General features: G+C 65.1%; 16 protein-coding genes. 13 read left to right on the top strand and 3 right to left on the bottom strand.

The genetic code is table 11. From position 1 onward, the window contains the following. Positions 1-376 precede the first annotated feature (376 nt). The 3 genes from H3V53_RS18985 to H3V53_RS18995 all read left to right on the top strand — a co-directional run bounded on the left by H3V53_RS18985 (position 377) and on the right by H3V53_RS18995 (position 3,239). Positions 377-2,353: a glycoside hydrolase family protein gene (locus H3V53_RS18985; RefSeq protein ID WP_336599300.1), complete on the top strand. Its 1,977-nt coding sequence runs from the start codon at positions 377-379 to the stop codon at positions 2,351-2,353. Positions 2,354-2,563: 210 nt separating this feature from the next. Further along, on the top strand, positions 2,564-2,704 hold the full coding sequence (locus H3V53_RS18990; protein WP_336599301.1) for a hypothetical protein: 141 nt from the start codon (positions 2,564-2,566) through the stop codon (positions 2,702-2,704). Positions 2,705-2,765: 61 nt separating this feature from the next. Continuing rightward, complete coding sequence (locus tag H3V53_RS18995; protein WP_054919116.1) at positions 2,766-3,239, top strand: GDP-mannose mannosyl hydrolase; 474 nt, start codon at positions 2,766-2,768, stop codon at positions 3,237-3,239. Positions 3,240-3,449: 210 nt separating this feature from the next. Here the strand turns inward: H3V53_RS18995 and galU are convergent, their stop codons facing one another. Beyond that, positions 3,450-4,382, bottom strand: coding sequence for a UTP--glucose-1-phosphate uridylyltransferase GalU (galU, locus tag H3V53_RS19000; protein WP_336599302.1), 933 nt, complete (start codon positions 4,380-4,382; stop codon positions 3,450-3,452). 188 nt (positions 4,383-4,570) lie between these two features. On the opposite strand from galU, the gene H3V53_RS19005 reads away from it, so the two are divergent. The 4 genes from H3V53_RS19005 (at position 4,571) to H3V53_RS19020 (ending at position 9,187) form a co-directional block, all read left to right on the top strand. Next, positions 4,571-5,635, top strand: a complete 1,065-nt coding sequence (locus H3V53_RS19005) for a GlxA family transcriptional regulator (RefSeq protein ID WP_336599303.1) — start codon at positions 4,571-4,573, stop codon at positions 5,633-5,635. A 148-nt stretch (positions 5,636-5,783) separates the two neighbouring features. Further along, the gene (locus H3V53_RS19010; protein ID WP_336599304.1) at positions 5,784-7,283 is read left to right on the top strand and encodes an MFS transporter; all 1,500 of its coding nucleotides are present in this window, start codon (positions 5,784-5,786) and stop codon (positions 7,281-7,283) included. 300 nt (positions 7,284-7,583) lie between these two features. Continuing rightward, positions 7,584-8,045 carry a hypothetical protein gene (locus tag H3V53_RS19015; RefSeq protein WP_336599305.1) on the top strand — a complete coding sequence of 154 codons (462 nt, stop codon included), beginning with the start codon at positions 7,584-7,586 and terminating at the stop codon, positions 8,043-8,045. 329 nt (positions 8,046-8,374) lie between these two features. Next, positions 8,375-9,187: a mechanosensitive ion channel family protein gene (locus H3V53_RS19020; protein WP_336599306.1), complete on the top strand. Its 813-nt coding sequence runs from the start codon at positions 8,375-8,377 to the stop codon at positions 9,185-9,187. A gap of 147 nt (positions 9,188-9,334) precedes the next feature. Here the strand turns inward: H3V53_RS19020 and H3V53_RS19025 are convergent, their stop codons facing one another. Further along, entirely contained in the window at positions 9,335-10,024 is a 690-nt protein-coding gene (locus H3V53_RS19025) for a DedA family protein (protein ID WP_336599307.1), read from the bottom strand. Positions 10,025-10,243: 219 nt separating this feature from the next. On the opposite strand from H3V53_RS19025, the gene mutL reads away from it, so the two are divergent. Continuing rightward, positions 10,244-12,331 (top strand): DNA mismatch repair endonuclease MutL, encoded by a 2,088-nt coding sequence (mutL, locus tag H3V53_RS19030; RefSeq protein ID WP_336599308.1) that lies wholly within the window; start codon positions 10,244-10,246, stop codon positions 12,329-12,331. Positions 12,332-12,422: 91 nt separating this feature from the next. After that, positions 12,423-13,400: a tRNA (adenosine(37)-N6)-dimethylallyltransferase MiaA gene (gene miaA / locus H3V53_RS19035; RefSeq protein ID WP_336599309.1), complete on the top strand. Its 978-nt coding sequence runs from the start codon at positions 12,423-12,425 to the stop codon at positions 13,398-13,400. A 102-nt stretch (positions 13,401-13,502) separates the two neighbouring features. Here miaA and purM read toward each other — a convergent pair whose 3' ends face one another. Then, positions 13,503-14,570, bottom strand: a complete 1,068-nt coding sequence (gene purM / locus H3V53_RS19040; RefSeq protein ID WP_336599310.1) for a phosphoribosylformylglycinamidine cyclo-ligase — start codon at positions 14,568-14,570, stop codon at positions 13,503-13,505. A 97-nt stretch (positions 14,571-14,667) separates the two neighbouring features. Between purM and H3V53_RS19045 the strand changes: the two genes are divergently transcribed. The 4 genes from H3V53_RS19045 to pcnB are packed head-to-tail and all read left to right on the top strand — an operon-like array spanning position 14,668 to position 18,836. Next, positions 14,668-15,744 carry an AI-2E family transporter gene (locus tag H3V53_RS19045; protein ID WP_336599311.1) on the top strand — a complete coding sequence of 359 codons (1,077 nt, stop codon included), beginning with the start codon at positions 14,668-14,670 and terminating at the stop codon, positions 15,742-15,744. A gap of 44 nt (positions 15,745-15,788) precedes the next feature. Continuing rightward, positions 15,789-16,550, top strand: coding sequence for a DnaA regulatory inactivator Hda (gene hda / locus H3V53_RS19050; protein ID WP_054919098.1), 762 nt, complete (start codon positions 15,789-15,791; stop codon positions 16,548-16,550). Continuing rightward, entirely contained in the window at positions 16,543-17,229 is a 687-nt protein-coding gene (locus H3V53_RS19055) for a histidinol-phosphatase (RefSeq protein ID WP_054919096.1), read from the top strand. Before hda ends, H3V53_RS19055 begins: the two co-directional genes overlap by 8 nt. Beyond that, complete coding sequence (gene pcnB / locus H3V53_RS19060) at positions 17,226-18,836, top strand: polynucleotide adenylyltransferase PcnB (protein WP_336599312.1); 1,611 nt, start codon at positions 17,226-17,228, stop codon at positions 18,834-18,836. The genes H3V53_RS19055 and pcnB overlap by 4 nt, the downstream gene beginning before the upstream one ends. Positions 18,837-18,853 lie beyond the last annotated feature (17 nt).

An 18,853-nucleotide genomic window follows, 5' to 3' on the forward strand; every position in this document is an offset into this window, starting at 1 on the left:
ATGGGCGCTAACAAGGGGCAGCCAAACGGGCAAAAGAGGTGTCCGTGGGCACGCGCCAGGACTCCTCAAGACCTTGTCGTACGGTGGCCAGCGCTCATGCGAGGCGGATGGACCGCTCTAGTCATCTCACGCCACGATCCAGCGTCGCACCGACGCAACATTCGCATCCATCCGCCACGAAACTTGCGCCCCCACACTAGAAAACGTCGAATTCCTGCTAAGTCGACGGTGTAATCTTGGTCGCGCAATTGCGTTTGGCCGGTCATCCATACCTATTGGAGAAATAATGACTGATGGCGACCATCGAACCGGTAGCACACGCGCATCGCATCCGCGATGCTCAATTTCACGCAGTACGTCGCCCGCTTTTCGCCTGATGATCGTGGCGCTGTCGATAGCGATGGCGAGCGGTTGCGACCAGGCGTCGGCCGATAGCGAAGCCAGCGCAAAGCGCGCCGACACCAAGACAGCCTCCGACGCGAGCGTGCCGCCAACGACAGCGCCGTCGCCAGCAGCGCCGCCGCACGCAGCCAATTCCCAGGTACTGCGTTGCAACCGTTCGACAGAAACAGCGGCGGCCAACGCCAACGGCGATCTCATCGAAGCCGACACGCCGAACAGCGACGGCAGCCGGCTCTTTCCGCTCGACCGTTCGTTCCCGATCGTCATCACCACGCGCGCGTCGCGTGAAGACAAGCTCGCATGGCAAATACGCGATGCGTGGGGCGCCGTGCGGGCAAGCGGAACCTATGGCGTCGCGCCAGGCGCGCATCAGGCGACATTGAATTGCGTATCGTCGCTAGCCGGCTATTTCGCCGTGTCGGCATCGCTCGAACAGGCGCATGGGCAATTGCCGTCGCGCGGCACGCGCCCCGAAGGCATCGCAACGTTCGGCGTGCTGCCCGACGTGTCGGCGAGCGTGCCGCCTGTGCATTTCGCGCGCGCGGACTGGCATCGCTTCGGCGGCCAGGGAAGCGCCTATATCGGACCCGGCCAGCACTGCTGCGACGGCGACGGCTATCGCCCGCTCTATACGCGGCTCGGCCTCGCGTGGATCAACGACAACCGCAACTGGTACAGGGAAGAACCCGATCGCGCCGACACGTTTAATCCCGCCACGCGGCAACTGGAGCCGTGGCTGCGCAAAGGCGACCTGCTGCGGCTCATCCAGCTGGACGGCTTTCCGGGCTGGGCGAGCCCGACGGGCAAACAGACGCACAGCTATCTGCCGAAGTCGACGAGCGCGCTGCGCGAATACATGCAGCGTGTGGGCACCGAATCGAATCGTGTGCGCGCAACGGTCTTTCCGACGCAACAGAGCAACTACTATCAGGTGACGTGGGAACCCGATGAAGGCGGCGGCCTGCCGTGGAAAGACACCGATGCGCACTTCGTCGAGCTGTACAAGGCCGTCTACGACGGCATTCACGCAACCGATCCGACGGGCGTCGTGATGGGCCCGACGTATGGCTCCGTGGATGGCAACATCGAATCGCTGAAGCGCCTCGCGCCGCTCGGCCTGGCCAAGTATCTGGATGGCGTGGCGATCCACGGCTATTACGATCCCAACGGCAACAGCCCGTCGCATCCGCCCGAGCGTCTGATGAACGCAAGCGATCCGCAACAGGCCCGCTATGCGCTGCCGACATCGATGCGCGCGCTGCGCCGCGTCATGGCCGATCAGTACCGTCCTGGCGCGAAACTGTTCGCGACGGAAACAGGCATCAGCTACGACGTCGGCGAGCAGTATGGGCCGCACTACCCTTCGGGCGACGTGCTGTATGCGCAAGGCGCCGTGGTCGCGCGCACGCATCTGATCCTGCTCGGCGAGGGCGCGGACGTCAGCTACATTTTCTACGCGAACGATTTCCCCGACGCCACGCCAGGCTACGGCGTGTTCTTCGATCTCGATCATCCGAAGGGCGCATATGGTCCCAGCACGATCAGCCCGAAGCCGGCCGCTTCGGCGATTGCGGCGATGACGCGGCTGATCGACGGCACGGCGACCCTCGGGCCCATCAAACGCACGCCTGCCAACGTATATGCCTACGCGTTCCAGCGTCTGAACAACGGCAAGGTCATCACGGCCGCCTGGACGCACGACAACGCGAAGTGGAACAAGTCGACGCACTTCGATCCCGCCGCGGGCGTGAACTGGCGTCTGCAGGTCGACGCGCCGGGCAGCGCGGGCAAGGTAACCGTGTTCGACATGATGGGCAATCCGACGAGCGTCGCATACGAGGACGGCTACGTGACGCTCGCGCTGACGGAATCGCCCGTGTATGTGGTGTCGTCGAATGCGAGCGTGATGAAGGCCAACGTCACGACACCGGCGGGTTACGTCGCGCCGTGAGCGGCATCGCGCGGGCTTGGGTTTCGTGTGGACAGCGAAGCAGCGGGCCATGCTAGGGTCCGCCGCCGCTCATGCATGGCACGACGATTTGGCCATACGAGACGGGATTTAGGCGTCAGGCGACAGCACGGCAAATTATTGCTGCGTCTAGACTCTCGTCAATGCCGCAAGCGTCGCGGCGCACGCGCGCTACGACAACGGAGCGGTGGAATGACCGGTTTGGGCTGGATCATGGTAGTGGTGGTTGCGATGCTGGCCGCCGCGCTGCTGCTGTGCGCGGGGGTGGTCGTCGTGATTGCCCTGCTGTTCGGCACCACATCGAAGCTCTTCACCAGCGACCGGGACCAATAGAGACGGCACGCCGCATTAGACGGCTTCATCCCTCAAACAAACCACACGACGAGACAGCGACATGGCCGCCACTTGCGCCGATTTTCTCGAAGCAGACGATTTTCTTCAGGTCGTGCGAATGACGCCGCTCGTGTCGATCGACCTGATCGTTTCGGACTACGCGGGCCGCGTGCTCGTCGGGCATCGACGCAACCGGCCAGCGCTCGGCACGTGGTTCGTGCCGGGCGGACGCATCTGCAAGAACGAGCGGCTCGATGCCGCCTTCACGCGCATCGTCGACGCGGAGCTGGGCATCTCCGGAATGGAGCGCTCGGCCGCGCGCTTCGGCGGATTGTTCGAGCATCTGTACAAGGACAATTTTGCGGGCGCTGAGGAAATCACTACGCACTATGTCGTGATCGCCTATTTCCTGACGCTCGAGAACACGGCCTCGGTCGGCCGCTTCGATCAGCACAGCCGCTACATCTGGCTCACGCCCGAAGCGCTGCTCGCGCGCGACGACGTGCACGAGAACACCAAGGCGTACTTCCGCTGATTCGCGCGAACGGGGCGTTTGGCGCTGCGTCGCCCCATATCGAGTCCCCGAACGGAAACGCGCGTCTGCGCTCGTGAGCTACAGGAGCAACAAGCGCGAAGGGTGTAGCGCCGTCGAATGAAAACGGCGCGGCGGACCATGCCGCCGCGCCGTGCTGTGCTCGAGCGCTATCAAGCGGTCTCAGGCGCGCGCGCCATGAACCCGCGCGCGCTAGACACGCGAGAGAAGATCGGCGAGCACTTCCTGCGGGCCCTCGCCCTGCGCGGCGGGCTCGCCGCTCATGCGACCGCGCAGATAGGCATCGAATGCGTCCTTGACCTCGGGATGGCGCAGCGCGAACTCGACCGTCGCCTTCAGATAGCCAAGTTTGCTGCCGCAGTCATAGCGCTTGCCGTGGTACTGATACGCGAGCGCCTGCTCGCTGCCGAGCAGCGCCTGGATCGCGTCCGTCAGCTGGAGCTCGCCGCCCGCGCCCGCCTGCTGGCGCCGCAGACGCTCGAAGATCGCGGGCATCAGCACGTAGCGGCCGACCACGCCGAGATTCGACGGCGCCTCCTGCGGCGCGGGCTTTTCGACGATGCCCGACATCTTGAAGAGCCGGTCGTCCCAGCGCTTGCCGTCGATCACGCCGTACGAGCGCGATTCGTGTTTTTCGATTTCCTCGACACCGACGATCGAGCAGTGATAGTGGTTGAAGAGATTCACCATTTGCGACAGCACGGGCGGCTCGCCGTCGAGCAGATCGTCGGCGAGGATCACGGCAAACGGCTCGTCGCCGACCAGTTTTTCCGCGCACAGCACGGCATGGCCGAGCCCGAGCGGCTCGGACTGGCGCACGTAGCAGCATTCGACGTGGCTCGGCTTGATGTTCTGCACCAGCTCCAGCAGCGCGAGCTTGCCGCGCGCGAGCAGCTCGCACTCGACCTCGTAGGACTTATCGAAGTGATCTTCGATCGCGCGCTTGCTGCGCCCCGTGACGAAGATCATCTCGGTGATGCCCGCGGCGATCGCCTCCTCGACCGCGTACTGGATCAGCGGCTTGTCGACGACGGGCAGCATTTCCTTCGGGCTGGCCTTGGTCGCCGGGAGAAACCGCGTGCCGAGACCGGCCACGGGAAACACCGCCTTGCGTATGCTGAGCATGTTCGCGCCTCTTATGAGTTGATTGACAAGCATCGATACGCCAGCGTATTCCGCGAATATCGAGCCGATCTGCCAACTTCTCGGTATTTTCCGACTTGAATGTTCAGCGCTCAAAAGTGTCGGCCTATGATGGACGCAAGGCACGCAGACCTTCATTCTTTCGCCGTCCTCGGCACTGGAGACAGACGATGCGATATCAGCACGCGGTGAGTCGGTGGCTGGATTCAACCTCGTCGAGCGCAGTCGTCAACGTCGGGCACATGGTCAAACGTATCGGTATTCTCGTTTTTGAACGATTTCCGTTAAGCGACGTTTGTCTGCTCGCGGACGCATTCCGACTCGCCAACGAAGCTCAGGCCGACGAGTCGGGCGCCGATAATCCGGGCATCGAGCCCTCGTATTCCATCGTGATGCTGTCCGAGATGGGCGGCAGCGTCATCAGCAGCTGCTCGCTGCGCGTATGGACCGAGAGCCTCAATGGGCCGCTTCTGAACGGCTTCGATACGCTGTTCATCGTCGGCGGCCCGGGCGCGTCGCGCGCGAAAGCGAACGAGCGGCTGATCCGGCGCCTGCGCGCCATCGCGCCGAAGATCCGCGTCGTCAAGGCGCTCGACGAGGGCCTGGGCGTGCTCGCCGCCGCCGACCTCGCGTTCGAGCGGCGCGGCTGGCGCAGCATGCCGGGTGCCGCCGACGCGCCGGGCACGCCCGCCGCGCCCATCGCCAACGAAACGCAATGGCAGATCGAACCCGGCGCGTCGATCGACGTCGACGCACCCGTTCGTTCGATTGCAGCCGCCCTCACCGTCATCAAGCGCGATCACGGCACGCCGATGGCGCGGCTCGTCTCGGAGCGGGCGCTGTCGGGCGCGTCGCGCCGCCTCGACGCGATTCTCGACGACGATGAAAAAAAGGGCATCAGCCGCAAGATCACGACGGCCGCGCACTGGATACGCGAGAACTACACGCGCCATATCTCGGTAGCGGAAGCCGCCGAAGTAGCGAAGATGAGCGAGCGTAACTTCCTGCGGCGCTTCAAGGCGCAAGTGGGGCTCACGCCGTCGGAATATCTGCTGCGCGCGCGGCTCGACGCAAGCTGCCTGCTGCTGGCGGAAACCGACATGTCGATCGACGGCATCGCGCGCCGCTGCGGCGTGCGCAGCGGCGACGGGCTCGCGAAGATTTTCCGCAAGCGCCTGTCGATTTCGCCGACCGATTATCGCGCAGCGCATCGGCACAGCCTGTCGAAGAACTGACGCCCGCAAGAGCAGCACGTTCCCACATGTCGGGACGATGCATCCGGCATGACGACTGGCATGAGCTAATAACAAAAATAACGTTGGCGGGCTTGCAGGCGCGCCCGTACGATCCGCTCTTTTTGCGCGTTTTTCGCGCGGCAGCCGCATGTCCACTACTCTCGCGCCCGAACCAGGCGTCGCGCAGGCCGCTTCGACGGCGTCGCGCACGCACAGCAAGCCTGTCATCCGTTCCGCCGCCGACGTCTCGGCACTCGTCAACCAGGGCGCCGCCATCGGCAGCGACGCGCGCATCGTCGTCGCGATCGCGCTCGGCGGCGTGTTTCTCGATGCCTACGATCTCGGCGCACTTGCGTTCGGCCTCAAGGATGTCGCGCGCGAATTCTCGCTGACGCCCGCGGGCACCGGCTTCGTCGCCTCGGCGATTACGTTCGGCGCGATTGTCGGCGCGTTTCTCGGCGGCTTTTTGACCGACCGCATCGGCCGTTATCGCGTCTTCATGGCCGACATGTTCTTCTTCGTGGTCGCCGCGCTCGCATGCGCGTTCGCGCCGAACGCGTGGGTGCTGGGCGGCGCACGCTTCGTGATGGGGCTTGGCGTTGGCATCGACCTGCCTGTCGCGATGGCGTTTCTCGCCGAATTCTCGCGGCTCCAGGGCAAAGGCAACAAGGCAGCGCGCGTCGCGATGTGGTGTCCTGTCTGGTATGCCGCCATCAGCGTGTCGTATCTGCTCGTGCTCGCGTTCTACGCGACGCTGCCCGAATCGCATCAGCCCTTGCTGTGGCGTCTGATTCTCGGCTTCGGCGCCGTGCCCGCGATCGCCATCATCGTGATCCGCAGCCGCTATATGAGCGAGTCGCCCGTGTGGGCCGCGAACCAGGGCGATCTCAAAGGCGCCGCGCAGATTCTCAAGCGTTCTTATGGCATCGATGCCGACGTCGCGCCGGATGCCGCTGCCAACGCGAAGCGAAGCCATGTGCGCGCCGCGTCATGGAAGAACTACGGCACGCTGCTGAGGGGCGTCTATCGGAAGCGCACGGTGCTCGCTACCGTGATCGCGATTGCGTCGTCGTTCGCCTACAACGCGGTGGCGTTCGGCCTGCCCGTGATCATCTCCAGTTTCCTCGCCCAGTCGATGCTCACGACGATTCTTGCGTCGCTGGTGCTCAATCTCGCGTTTGCGTTCGTCGGCGGGATCATTGCCGTGCGTACGGTGCCCCAGATCGGCGCATGGAAGCTCACGGTGCTCGGCTACGCGTGCCAGTTGGTCGCGCTCGTCGGTCTCGCGGTGGTCGGCAAGCCGGCGGGCGGCGTGCAGGTCGCCGTTGCAATCGCGATGCTCGCGCTGTTCCTGTTCGGCCAGGGCTTCGGGCCGGGCTCGCACAGCATGACGTTCGCGTCGCTGAGCTACCCGACTTCGCTGCGCGGCGTGGGCGTCGGTTTCAACCAGACGCTGATGCGCGCCAGCTCGACGGTTTCGTTGTTCCTGTTCCCGGTGCTCGCGGCCGCGCTGCATACGCGCGTGTTCTGGATCATCGCCGTCGCGCCGCTGGCCGGCCTGATCGCGCTGCTCTCGATCCGCTGGGAGCCGTCGGGCTACGACGTCGACGCGGAAGACTTCGCGCGCGCCGGATCACGGACCCAATAGACGCTCGCGCGATAGCCGCTCGATCCATAGCCGCTCGATCCATAGCCGCTCGATCCACAGCCGCTCGATCCACAGCCGCTCGAGCAATAACGCGAGGCCGCGCGATTCGTGCCGGATTGTGACGGCGAAACGACTCGCCGCCGCGATCGAACCGCAAGAACAAAAGGTCTCCGGGCAACCGGAGACCTTTTTTTACGTCCGGCTTTTCGAGAAGCGCGAAAAATCACGGCCTGTCGTGCGCTTCCAACGTCTTGATCCGGAGTCCGTACATTTGCATTTATCGAGATGAGAAGACGTGCAATGATCCCGCCGCTACGCACCGGGCGCCGGCTGCGGCATATCGATCACCGCTTGCGAGCGGCATTCGCAAACGATCGCTTTCATCTGCATGTCATGATCAATTTTCTGCTCGATCTGATTTCGAACCTGATCATCCTGGCCGCGCTGCTGTCGGTCTGTTGCGTCGTCAACAGGATCAGGCCCGGCACGCACGCGAACGCTTACCTGCTGTTCGTCGTCTTCATCGCCATCGCGCTCGCGTTCGACACGGTGTTGACCTGGCTCGTGTTCGCCGATTCGCAGGCGCGCTACGGCAGGTTCAGCACAAATGAAGCCTTCCTGGTGCGCGCAGCCGCCTATCTGACGGCGTGCGGCGTCGCGCTTGGCCTGTCGCGCATGCGCAGCCGCAAGGCGGCCGAACGCGCGCAGGCGCGCGCCATCATCGGCACCTCGCCGTACACCCGTTCGCAACTGCCGATGTAGGCTCGATGCCGCCGCCTCGCCTGCACGACGGCGGCCTTTTCAGCCGGGAATATGTCTTGCTAACGGCGGCGCCGTCGCCTATAACAATCGATGATTGCAGGCGGCGGCAGGTACGCTACCGTTTCTCGCATATCGCACCATATCGCATCAGTTCGAACACTTCACCAGTCCACGCCGTTCGCCGTACCGATAACAACGTCGTGCAGCTCGCACGACCGACGCGGCGTCACCTCTTCCTGCCGATTCGCTTCGGGTCGGTTCCGCGTCCACTGCGCCGCCGCGCGCACGCAGTCAGTCAAACGCCAACCGACTACTCAAGCGAGGGAATCGTGGATATCGAAGCCGTACGCGTCTTTCTGATGACCCGGGGCATCGACTTCGGGACCAAGGTGCTCGGTGCGATCGTTCTGTGGATCATCGGGCGATGGGTGATCGGACTCGTCATCAGCCTGATGCGCAAGCTGCTCGGGCGCAACAGCAAGGTCGACCCGACGCTCGCGCATTATCTCGGCTCGATACTCGGCGCCATTCTGAACCTGCTGCTCGTGCTCGCGATATTGCAGGTGTTCGGCGTGCAGACGACATCGTTCGCGGCGTTGCTCGCGGGCCTGGGCCTCGCGATCGGCACGGCCTGGGGCGGATTGCTCGCGCACTTCGCAGCGGGCGTGTTCATGCAGGTGCTGCGGCCATTCAAGGTCGGCGATTTCGTGACGGCGGGCGGCGTGACGGGTACGGTGCAGGAACTCGGCCTGTTCGGCACGACGATCATCACGCCCGATAACGTGCTGACCATCGTCGGTAACAACACGATCTTTTCCGGCGTGATTTCCAACTTCAGTGCGCAACCGGTGCGGCGCGTCGAACTGACGGCGAAGGTCGCGAACGGCGTGGACCCCGTCGACGCGGCGAACCGGCTGCGCGCCGCCGTGGAGAACATTCCCAATGTCGCGCAGAATCCGCCGCCCGATATTGAAGTGCTGTCGTTCACGCCGGAAGGCCCCATGCTATGCGTGCGGCCTTATACGCACAACGACAACTACTGGCAGGTCTATTTCGATACGAACCGCGCGATCGTGGAAACATTCCGCGAAGCGGGCTATCCGACACCCGAGACACCTGTCGTGCGACGCGCCGCTTCGTAGCGGCGCATGGTCGCCGCATTGACGGCTGTGAGCATTGGCGGCTTGTGACGATGGCACGGCGCGGCGCCGCCATGCCCGCCGAGGGACGGGATGCCTAGGCCCACAGCCCGCATCGCGTGAAAGCGGCGAGCGCGTGGGACCTGGCGGTCAGCGTCGGCTGTGATTGTCGGCCGGGCGCGCCGGCTGGCGCTTGTTGCGCAACACCTTCCACACCGCGCCTATCACGACGGGAACGATCGCCGCGCCGATCCCGACCAGCACGATCACGTTCAGATACTGGCGGATGAACGGAATGTTGCCGAAGAAGAAGCCGAGCAGCGTCAGCAACAGCACCCAGAACAGCGCGCCCGCGATGTTGAAGAGCTGGAAGCGCTTGACGCTCATCTCCGAGGCGCCCGCGACGAACGGCGCAAAGGTGCGCACCACAGGGATGAAGCGCGCGAGCACGATGGTCTTGCCGCCGTGGCGCTCGTAGAAGTCGTGCGTCTTGCGCAGCGCTTCGCGATCGAGAAACCGTTCGAGCACGGGAATGTGCGAGTTGAACACCTTCGGCCCGATCGCGCGGCCGATCATGTAGTTCACCGTGTTGCCGAGCACGGCGGCCGCGAGCAGCAGCACAATCAGCAACTCGATATTCATTTCGCCCGTCGCGCAGAACGCGCCGCCGATGAACAGCAGCGAATCGCCAGGCAGGAACGGCAGCACGACGAGGCCCGTCTCGCAGAACACGATCAGAAACAGCACCGCGTACACCCACGCGCCGTACTGATGAATGAATACTCCGAGAAACTTGTCGATATGCAGGACAAGATTGATGAATTGCAGCAGCGTGTCCAAAAAATCGTCCTCTAAAAACGAATGGCTGACATGACGGGGACAGCGGCCCGCCGACATTGCCGCGTGCGGCGCGGCTCGCGCGGCACAGCCGACGAGAGCTTGCGTCCGGGGCAGGAAATTGACCGCGCCATGATACCGAAAGTGCCATGACGTCTTGAAAAAAAGTCGAGCGTTGTGTGCACGTTCAGGCGCGCTGCGACGAATCGCTATAATTTCGCCATGTCCTCGATCCCCGACTCTTCCGAAACGTCCGCCGGTACGCCTGCTGGAGCGAATCCCGACGCCCGTCCGGTGCCGGGCGCCGCCGACAGCGCCGACGACGTTTCCGCGCCGCGCCCGCTGCGCGCGATCCAGCCGCTGCCCGACCAGCTGATCAGCCAGATCGCCGCGGGCGAAGTGGTCGAGCGGCCCGCTTCCGTGGTAAAAGAACTGCTCGAAAACGCGCTCGACGCGGGCGCGAAAACGCTGCGCATCCTGCTCGACGAAGGCGGCGTCAAGCGCATTTCGATCACCGACGACGGTTGCGGCATTCCCGAGAACGAACTGGCGCTCGCGCTGATGCGCCACGCAACGAGCAAGATCCGCTCGCTCGCCGAACTCGAAGCCGTCGCGACGCTCGGGTTTCGCGGCGAAGCGCTTGCGTCGATTGCGTCGGTGTCGGAAATGGCCATTACGAGCCGCACCGGCAACGCTTCGCACGCGACGCGCATCGACGCGCAGACGGGTTCGCTATCGCCCGCGGCCGGCACGCGCGGCACGACGATCGAAGTGCGCGAGCTGTACTTCAACACGCCGGCGCGCCGCAAGTTCCTGAAGAGCGAGCAGACAGAACTCGGCCATTGCCTCGAAATGATCCGGCGCGCCGCGCTCGCGCGGCCTGACGTCGCGATTTCGGTGCTCCACAACGGGCGCGCCGTCGAGCACTGGAACGCCAGCGAGCCCGCGACGCGCGTCGCGAAGATTCTCGGCGAAACGTTCGCAACCGCCCATCTGCCCCTCGACGAGGCGGCGGGACCGCTCGCCGTCTACGGCTGCGCGGGCCTGCCGACGGCAAGCCGCGGACGCGCCGACCAGCAGTACTTTTTCGTCAATGGGCGCTTCGTGCGCGACAAGCTGCTCACGCACGCGGTGCGCGCCGCCTATGAGGACGTGCTGCACGGCGACCGTTTTCCGTCGTATGTGCTGTTCCTCGATCTGCCGCCGGAGGCCGTCGACGTGAACGTGCATCCGTCGAAGATCGAAGTGCGCTTCCGCGACTCGCGCTCGATCCACCAGTTCGTCTTCCATGCCGTGCAGCGCGCGCTCGCGCGGCATGCGGGTGCGTCGCCGGAAACGACGGCGGGCGGGCACGCGGCGCGCATCGAGCCGATGCCGTTCGCGTCGCCGGCGGCTGCGCCGGGCACGCCGGCCTCGTTTGGATCGACGCCGCTCGGCGGCGGCTTCAACGTCCGCGACGGCGGCAGCACGCAGCCCGGCAACACGTGGTTGCGCCAGGCGCGCATGACGCAAGGCACGCTGCCCGTCGCACAGCCGCTTGCGCTGTATGACGCGCTGTTCGGGCGCAAGGACACCGGCGCGGGCACCGCGCACGGCTCGACGTCGCTCGAACTGCGCGACGCGCCCGACACGGCGGGCGAAACCGACGCGCGCCCACCCTTCGGCGGCTTTGCGCAACAGCAGCAGCCTCAGACGTTTGCGCCGCAGCAGTTCGACGCGCACGACGAGCAGCCGCTCGGCTTCGCGCTCGGGCAGATTCACGGCATCTACGTGCTCGCGCAGAACGCGCGCGGCCTCGTGATCGTCGATATGCACGCCGCGCACGAGCGCATCCTGTATGAGCAGTTCAAGAACGCGCTCGCCGATCGCACGATCGCCGTGCAGCCGCTGCTGATTCCCGTCTCGATGACGGCGGATGCCGTCGAGATCGGTGTCGTCGAAGAAGAACGCGAGACGCTCGATGCGCTCGGCTTCGATCTCGCCGTGCTGTCGCCGACCAGCATCGCGATTCGCGCCGTGCCCGCGCTGCTGAAGGACGCCGATCTGCAGGCGCTGGCGCGCGCGGTGCTGTCCGATCTGCACGCGTACGGCGGCTCGCGCGTGTTAACGGAACGCCAGCACGAGTTGCTCGGCACGCTCGCCTGCCATCACGCCGTGCGCGCGAACCGGCGCCTCACGCTCGACGAAATGAACGCGCTGCTGCGCCAGATGGAAGCGACGGAACGCGCGGATCAATGCAATCACGGACGGCCCACGTGGTATCAGCTGACGCTCGCCGATCTCGACCGGCTGTTCATGCGCGGGCAGTGAGCGGTTTCGCCCTGTCCGCGTTTATGCCCTTGTCCTTGCCTTTGTTCCTGCGCCCTCGCCGCCCAAGTCCGCCACGTCCGCCCCGCCTGTCATGACGCAGCACGCACCCCAGCCGATCACTTCGCCGCTCGCGCCGCCCATCGCCTGCCTGCTTGGCCCGACCGCTTCCGGCAAGACGGCCGCCGCGCTGGCGTTCGCCGCGCGCGCGAACGTCGAGATCGTCAGTGTCGATTCGGCGCTGGTCTATCGCGAGATGGACATCGGCACTGCGAAGCCGTCCGCGGAGGAACGCGCCGTCGCGCCACATCATCTGATCGATATCGTCGATCCCGCCGATGCCTACTCCGCCGCCGATTTCCGTGCGGATGCGCTGCGGCTCGTGGGCGAGATCATCGAGCGCGGCAATGTGCCGTTACTCGTTGGCGGCACGATGCTGTACTACAAGGCGCTCACGCAAGGTCTGAACGACCTGCCCGCTGCCGACGCCGATGTGCGCGCCGCGCTCGACGCCGATGCCGCGCGCGAAGGCTGGCCCGCGCTGCACGCGCGTCTTGCCGCCGTCGATCCCGTCACGGCCGCGCGCCTCGCGCCGAACGATTCGCAGCGCATCCAGCGCGCGCTAGAGGTGTTCATGCTGACGGGCCAGCCGATGTCGGCGCTGCTCGCCGCGCCCGCTCGCGAGCAGGACGCGGCCAAGCGTTACCGTTTCGTGCCCATCGCGCTCGAGCCGTCCGATCGCAGCGTGCTGCACGCGCGCATCGCGCAGCGTTTCGATGCGATGCTTGCGCACGGCTTCATCGATGAGGTGAAAGCGCTGCGCGCGCGCGGCGATCTGCATCCCGGTCTGCCGTCGATGCGCTGCGTGGGGTATCGGCAGGCGTGGGAATATCTCGACGGCCAAACCGACTACGACACGATGCGCGACAAGGCCGTGTTTGCGACGCGGCAACTCTGCAAGCGGCAGTTGACGTGGCTGCGCGCGATACCGGAGCGCGTGGTGATCGATTGCTGCGCGAGCGACGCGACGCAACAGGCGGTGCAGGCCATCGAGCGGGCCGTGGCGCGGTAAGGCTCGCGGACTGGCGCGGGCAACCGCGCTGCGGGCAAAAACAAAAAAGCCGTCCGACCACCTGGCCAAACGGCTTTTCGACACGCTGTCTGTCGACGCGGATCAAACCACCACGGTCTGCGCCTCGCCTGCCTGGCTCTCGCGCACCACGCCAATCTTCCACACCTGCTCGCCGGCCGCCGACAACAGGCCCGTCGCCGTGTCGGCATCGGCGGCGGATACGATCACGGCCATGCCGATGCCGCAGTTGAACACACGATGCATTTCCGCGTCCGCCACGCCGCCGTGCTTCTGCAGCCAGCCGAACAGCGGCGGCAGCGGCCACGCGCGGTGATCGAGCTCGGCCGTCAATCCCTCGCGCAGCACGCGCGGAATGTTTTCGACCAGACCGCCGCCCGTGATGTGCGCCATGCCCTTCACTTCGAGCTGCTGCATCAGCGCGAGCAACGGCTTCACGTAGATATGCGTCGGCGCCATCAGCGCTTCGGCGAGCGTGCGGCCGTCGAAATCGGCGTCGAGATCCGGCTGCGCGCGCTCGATGATCTTGCGCACCAGTGAATAGCCGTTCGAGTGAATGCCGCTCGACGCGAGACCCAGCACGACGTCGCCCGGCACGATCTTGCTGCCGTCGATGATCTTGCTCTTTTCCACCGCGCCGACCGCGAAGCCCGCGAGGTCGTACTCGCCGTCGGGGTACATGCCCGGCATTTCAGCCGTTTCGCCGCCGATCAGCGCGCAGCCCGCCAGTTCGCAACCCTGCGCGATGCCCTTCACGACGGTCGCCGCCGTGCCGACATCCAGCTTGCCGCACGCGAAGTAGTCGAGGAAGAACAGCGGCTCGGCGCCCTGCACGAGAATGTCGTTCACGCTCATCGCGACGAGGTCCTGGCCGACGGTGTCGTGCCGGTTCAGCTGGAACGCCAGCTTCAGTTTGGTGCCGACGCCGTCCGTACCCGACACGAGCACGGGCTCCTTGTACTTCTTCGGCACCTCGAACAGCGCGCCGAAACCGCCGATGCCGCCCAGCACGCCGTCGCGCAGCGTCTTCCTGGCAAAGGGCTTGATCGCGTCGACGAGGGCGTCGCCCGCATCGATGTCCACGCCGGCGTCGCGATACGACAGACCTTGGGCCGAATCAGTGGAATTCGGGGCGGATTTCGGTTGATTCATGGGGGGAGAGCTCGAAGGTCGGTAAAATGCGATTTTACCCGATGCCGGCCGCGTGGCTGGAATTTGAGACGCCGACACGACACCAGGGAACCCCGTTTTGCAGCAAAACAGTCCGATCCTCACGCCCTATCAGCGCCGCGCCTTCATCTGGCTTGCCATTGCGCTCGCCGTGGGCATTCTGCTCTGGCTGTTGAGCCCGGTGCTCACGCCGTTTCTGCTCGGCGCGATCCTCGCCTATATCCTGCAGCCGGGCGTCGCGTGGATGACGCGCCGCCGCGTGCCGCGCGTGATCGCGGCGCTGCTGATGATGCTGCTGTTCGGGCTCATCGTCACGCTGCTGGTGCTGCTCGTGCTTGGCGTCGTGCAAAAGGAAGTGCCGCAGCTCCGCCAGCAGGTGCCCATGTTCTTCTCGCATCTGCACGGCTGGCTCACGCCGAAGCTCGCCGTGCTGGGCGTGAGCGATTCGCTCGACTTCGTCAGCATCCGCGACATGGTGATGGGCCAGCTCGAAGGCAGTGCGCAAACGGTCGCGCTGTACGCGTGGACGTCGATCCGCACCAGTTCGAACGTGATGATCACGATCGTCGGCAATGTGGTCATGGTGCCGCTCGTGCTGTTCTACCTGCTGTACGACTGGAACGCGATGCTCGCGCGCGTGCGCGGCTTCATCCCGCGCCGCTGGTTCGCGAAGACGATCCACCTCGCGCGCGACATGGATCACATGCTGTCGCAGTATCTGCGCGGCCAGTTGCTGGTGATGGGCGTGCTCGCCGTGTTCTACGCCGTTGCGCTGTACATCGCCGGGTTTGAAATCGCGCTGCCCGTAGGCATATTCACGGGGCTCGCCGTGTTCATTCCGTACATTGGCTTCGCGACGGGCCTCGCGCTCGCGCTGCTCGCCGCGCTGCTGCAGTTCGGCAACTGGTACGGCTTCGGCGCCGTGGCCGTGATCTACGGCGTCGGCCAGATACTCGAAAGCTTTTTCCTGACGCCGCGGCTCGTCGGCGAACGGATCGGCCTGCATCCGCTTGCGGTTATCTTCGCGCTGCTCGCGTTCGGCCAGCTGTTCGGCTTTTTCGGCGTGCTGCTCGCGCTACCCGCGAGCGCGATCCTGTCGGTCGCGTTCCGCGAGCTGCGGCAGAGTTATCTGTCGAGCTCGCTTTACAAGAACTGATCGCAGGTCGGGTCTGATTAGGGTTTATTAACGGCTTATCTATCGTGTCGCGCCAACTGACGCTCGATCTCGGCACCCCGCCGCCATCGACATTCGACAACTTCTTCGCCGGCGCCAACGCCGAGCTGGTCACGCGTCTGCGCGGACTGGACGCGGCGCTCGCGGCCGGTCCCGTCGCGGACCGCACGTTCTATGTCTGGGGCGAAACGGGCAGCGGCCGCACGCATCTGCTGGAGGCGCTCGTGCACGACGCTCCGCCGGGACATGCGCGCTACGCCGGTCCGCAGAGCAGCCTCGCGGCGTTCGCGTTCGATCCCACCGTCGCGCTGTATGCCGTCGACGATTGCGACCGTCTGTCGGGCGCGCAGCAGATCGCGCTGTTCAATCTCGTCAACGAGGTGCGCGCGCATCCGACCAGCGCGCTCGTCGTCGCGGGCAACGCCGCGCCGATGGGCCTCGACGTGCGCGAAGACCTGCGCACGCGCATGGGCTGGGGCCTCGTGTTTCATGTCGCGCCGCTCGCCGACGAAGGCAAGGCGGCCGTGTTGAAGCGCGCGGCCCGCGAGCGCGGCATCAATCTCGCCGACGACGTGCCCGCCTACCTGCTCACCCATTTTCGCCGCGATATGCCAAGCCTGATGGCGCTGCTCGACGCGCTCGACCGCTTTTCTCTCGAGCAGAAACGCGCCGTCACGCTGCCGCTGCTGCGCACCATGCTCGCGTCGCCGGACAACGCCGACAATCCGCGCCGTGCGGCGCTACAAGCCTCGTCATCCGCTTCAAGTAAAATAGTCCCCCATGGCTAATCTCGCTCTCTTCGACCTCGATCACACGCTCATCCCCACCGACAGCGACCACGAATGGGGCCGCTTCATGGTGAAACTCGGCATTGTCGAAGCCGAAAGCTTCTCGCGTGAAAACGATCGCTTCTTTGCCGACTACAAGGCCGGCAAGCTCGACATTCACGCGTATCTCGTGGCAATGCTCACGCCGCTCGCAAAGTATCCCCGCGCGCAGCTGAAAATCTGGCACGACCAGTACATGCATGAAGTCATCAAGCCGGCAATCGTCCCGGCCGCGATGGAACTGGTGCGCCAGCACCGCGATGCGGGCGACCTGTGCTGCATGGTCACCGCGACCAACGAGTTCATCACGGCGCCTATCGCGGAAGCGTTCGGCGTCGAAAAGCTGATCGCGTGCGAAGTGGAGACGATCGACGGCCATCCGGCATCGGACTACACCGGCTTCCCCAAAGGCACGCCGAGCTACCGCGAAGGCAAGATCGTCCGCACGGAAGAATGGCTCGCGTCGCTAGGCAAAACGTGGTCGGACTTCGAGCGCAGCTATTTCTACAGCGATTCGCATAACGACATTCCGCTGCTCGAAAAGGTCACGGACCCGATCGCGACCAACCCCGACGACACGCTGCGCGCCCACGCGCAAAAGCAAGGCTGGCGCATCCTCGAACTCTTTCAACCCACGTGATCAAGAAACTCATTCGCAAGCTGTTCGGACAGGACGCCGAGTCCGTCGACGAGACCGCGCCGTCAGCAGAACCCGACGAGTCCGCGCGCGACGAACACGCGCACAATGGCCGCGCGAGCCGCCCTGCATCGAAAGCCGCTTCATCGAAAGGCGGCTCCCGGCGCAAGCCAGCCGCGGCCGCCGTGCCTGAGCCGGACGTGCCCGTCATCATCTCCTCCGAGATTCACGGCATCGACCCATCGCTGATTTCGCGCAACGCCATTCGCGTAACGGAAGGCCTGCAGCAGGCGGGCTTTCGCGCGTTCATCGTCGGCGGCGCGGTGCGCGATCTGCTGCTCGGCATCGCACCGAAAGACTTCGATGTCGCCACCGACGCCACGCCCGAACAGGTGCAGAAGCTGTTCCGCCGCGCGCGCATCATCGGCCGGCGGTTTCAGATCGTGCACGTGCAGTTCGGCCAGGAAATCATCGAAACGTCGACATTCCGCGCGCTGGTGGATGCGCCGCCCGCCGCCGATTCCGCGCCGCCCAAGCGTCTGAAGCGCGACGAGCTGGACCGCCGCACGCACGCCGTCGACGCGAGCGGCCGCGTGCTGCGCGACAACGTCTGGGGCGAGCAGCACGAAGACGCCACGCGTCGCGACTTCACCGTCAACGCGATGTACTACGACCCGGCCACGCAGACCGTGCTCGATTACCACAATGGCATGGCCGATGTCCGCGCGCGCCTGCTGCGCATGATCGGCGACCCGGCTACGCGGTATCGCGAAGACCCGGTGCGGATGCTGCGCGTCGTGCGTTTTGCGGCGAAGCTCGGTTTCGAGATCGACGAAGCGACGCGCGAGCCCATCACCGAACTCGCCGACCTCATCAACAATGTACCCGCCGCGCGTCTGTTCGACGAGATGCTCAAGCTGCTGCTGTCGGGCCACGCGCTCGCGTGCCTGCAGCGGCTGCGCAAGGAAGGCCTGCATCACGGTCTCCTGCCGCTGCTCGACGTCGTGCTCGAACAGCCGCAAGGCGAGCGCTTCATCACGCTCGCGCTGAACAACACCGACGCGCGCGTGCGCGCCGGCAAGCCGGTGTCGCCGGGCTTCCTCTTCGCCACTTTGCTGTGGCACGACATGCAGCAGCGCTGGCAGCAATACGAGGCGAACGGCGAATACCCCGTGCCCGCGCTGCATCGCGCGATGGACGACGTGCTCGACATGCAGACCGAGAAACTCGCTATCCACAAGCGCTTCTCGTCGGATATGCGCGAAATCTGGGGCTTGCAGCATCGGCTCGAAAAGCGCTCGGGCCGCAGCGCGCTGAAGCTGCTGGAACACCAAAGATTTAGAGCGGGGTATGATTTCCTCCTGTTGCGCTGCGAATCGGGCGAACTGGATGAGTCGGTCGGTTCGTGGTGGACGGAGTTCATCGAAGGAGACGCTGCCGCGCGCGAAGCACTACTTTCGCAAGGCGGGAAGGACCGGGCGCCCAGAAAACGACGGCGGCGTAGCAATAGCCGAAACCGCAGCAAACAGGGCGACGGAATGGAGGGCGGCACGGGTCCAGCAAACCGCGCAGCCGACGATGCGGGCCACGACGGCCCGCATGAGGACTGACGCGGTTCGGGCACGCG

Source organism: Paraburkholderia bengalensis, assembly GCF_037126505.1.
GTDB lineage: Bacteria > Pseudomonadota > Gammaproteobacteria > Burkholderiales > Burkholderiaceae > Paraburkholderia > Paraburkholderia bengalensis.

What these genes read in the sequence shown, in the direction of transcription:
- H3V53_RS19010 (WP_336599304.1), top strand. Translation starts at nt 5,784, where the DNA reads ATGTCCACTACTCTCGCGCCCGAACCAGGCGTCGCGCAGGCCGCTTCG.
- H3V53_RS18995 (WP_054919116.1), top strand. Translation starts at nt 2,766, where the DNA reads ATGGCCGCCACTTGCGCCGATTTTCTCGAAGCAGACGATTTTCTTCAG.
- H3V53_RS18985 (WP_336599300.1), top strand. Translation starts at nt 377, where the DNA reads ATGATCGTGGCGCTGTCGATAGCGATGGCGAGCGGTTGCGACCAGGCG.
- H3V53_RS19055 (WP_054919096.1), top strand. Translation starts at nt 16,543, where the DNA reads ATGGCTAATCTCGCTCTCTTCGACCTCGATCACACGCTCATCCCCACC.
- mutL (WP_336599308.1), top strand. Translation starts at nt 10,244, where the DNA reads ATGTCCTCGATCCCCGACTCTTCCGAAACGTCCGCCGGTACGCCTGCT.
- galU (WP_336599302.1), bottom strand. Translation starts at nt 4,382, where the DNA reads ATGCTCAGCATACGCAAGGCGGTGTTTCCCGTGGCCGGTCTCGGCACG.
- H3V53_RS19015 (WP_336599305.1), top strand. Translation starts at nt 7,584, where the DNA reads ATGATCCCGCCGCTACGCACCGGGCGCCGGCTGCGGCATATCGATCAC.
- purM (WP_336599310.1), bottom strand. Translation starts at nt 14,570, where the DNA reads ATGAATCAACCGAAATCCGCCCCGAATTCCACTGATTCGGCCCAAGGT.
- miaA (WP_336599309.1), top strand. Translation starts at nt 12,423, where the DNA reads ATGACGCAGCACGCACCCCAGCCGATCACTTCGCCGCTCGCGCCGCCC.
- H3V53_RS18990 (WP_336599301.1), top strand. Translation starts at nt 2,564, where the DNA reads ATGACCGGTTTGGGCTGGATCATGGTAGTGGTGGTTGCGATGCTGGCC.
- H3V53_RS19005 (WP_336599303.1), top strand. Translation starts at nt 4,571, where the DNA reads ATGCGATATCAGCACGCGGTGAGTCGGTGGCTGGATTCAACCTCGTCG.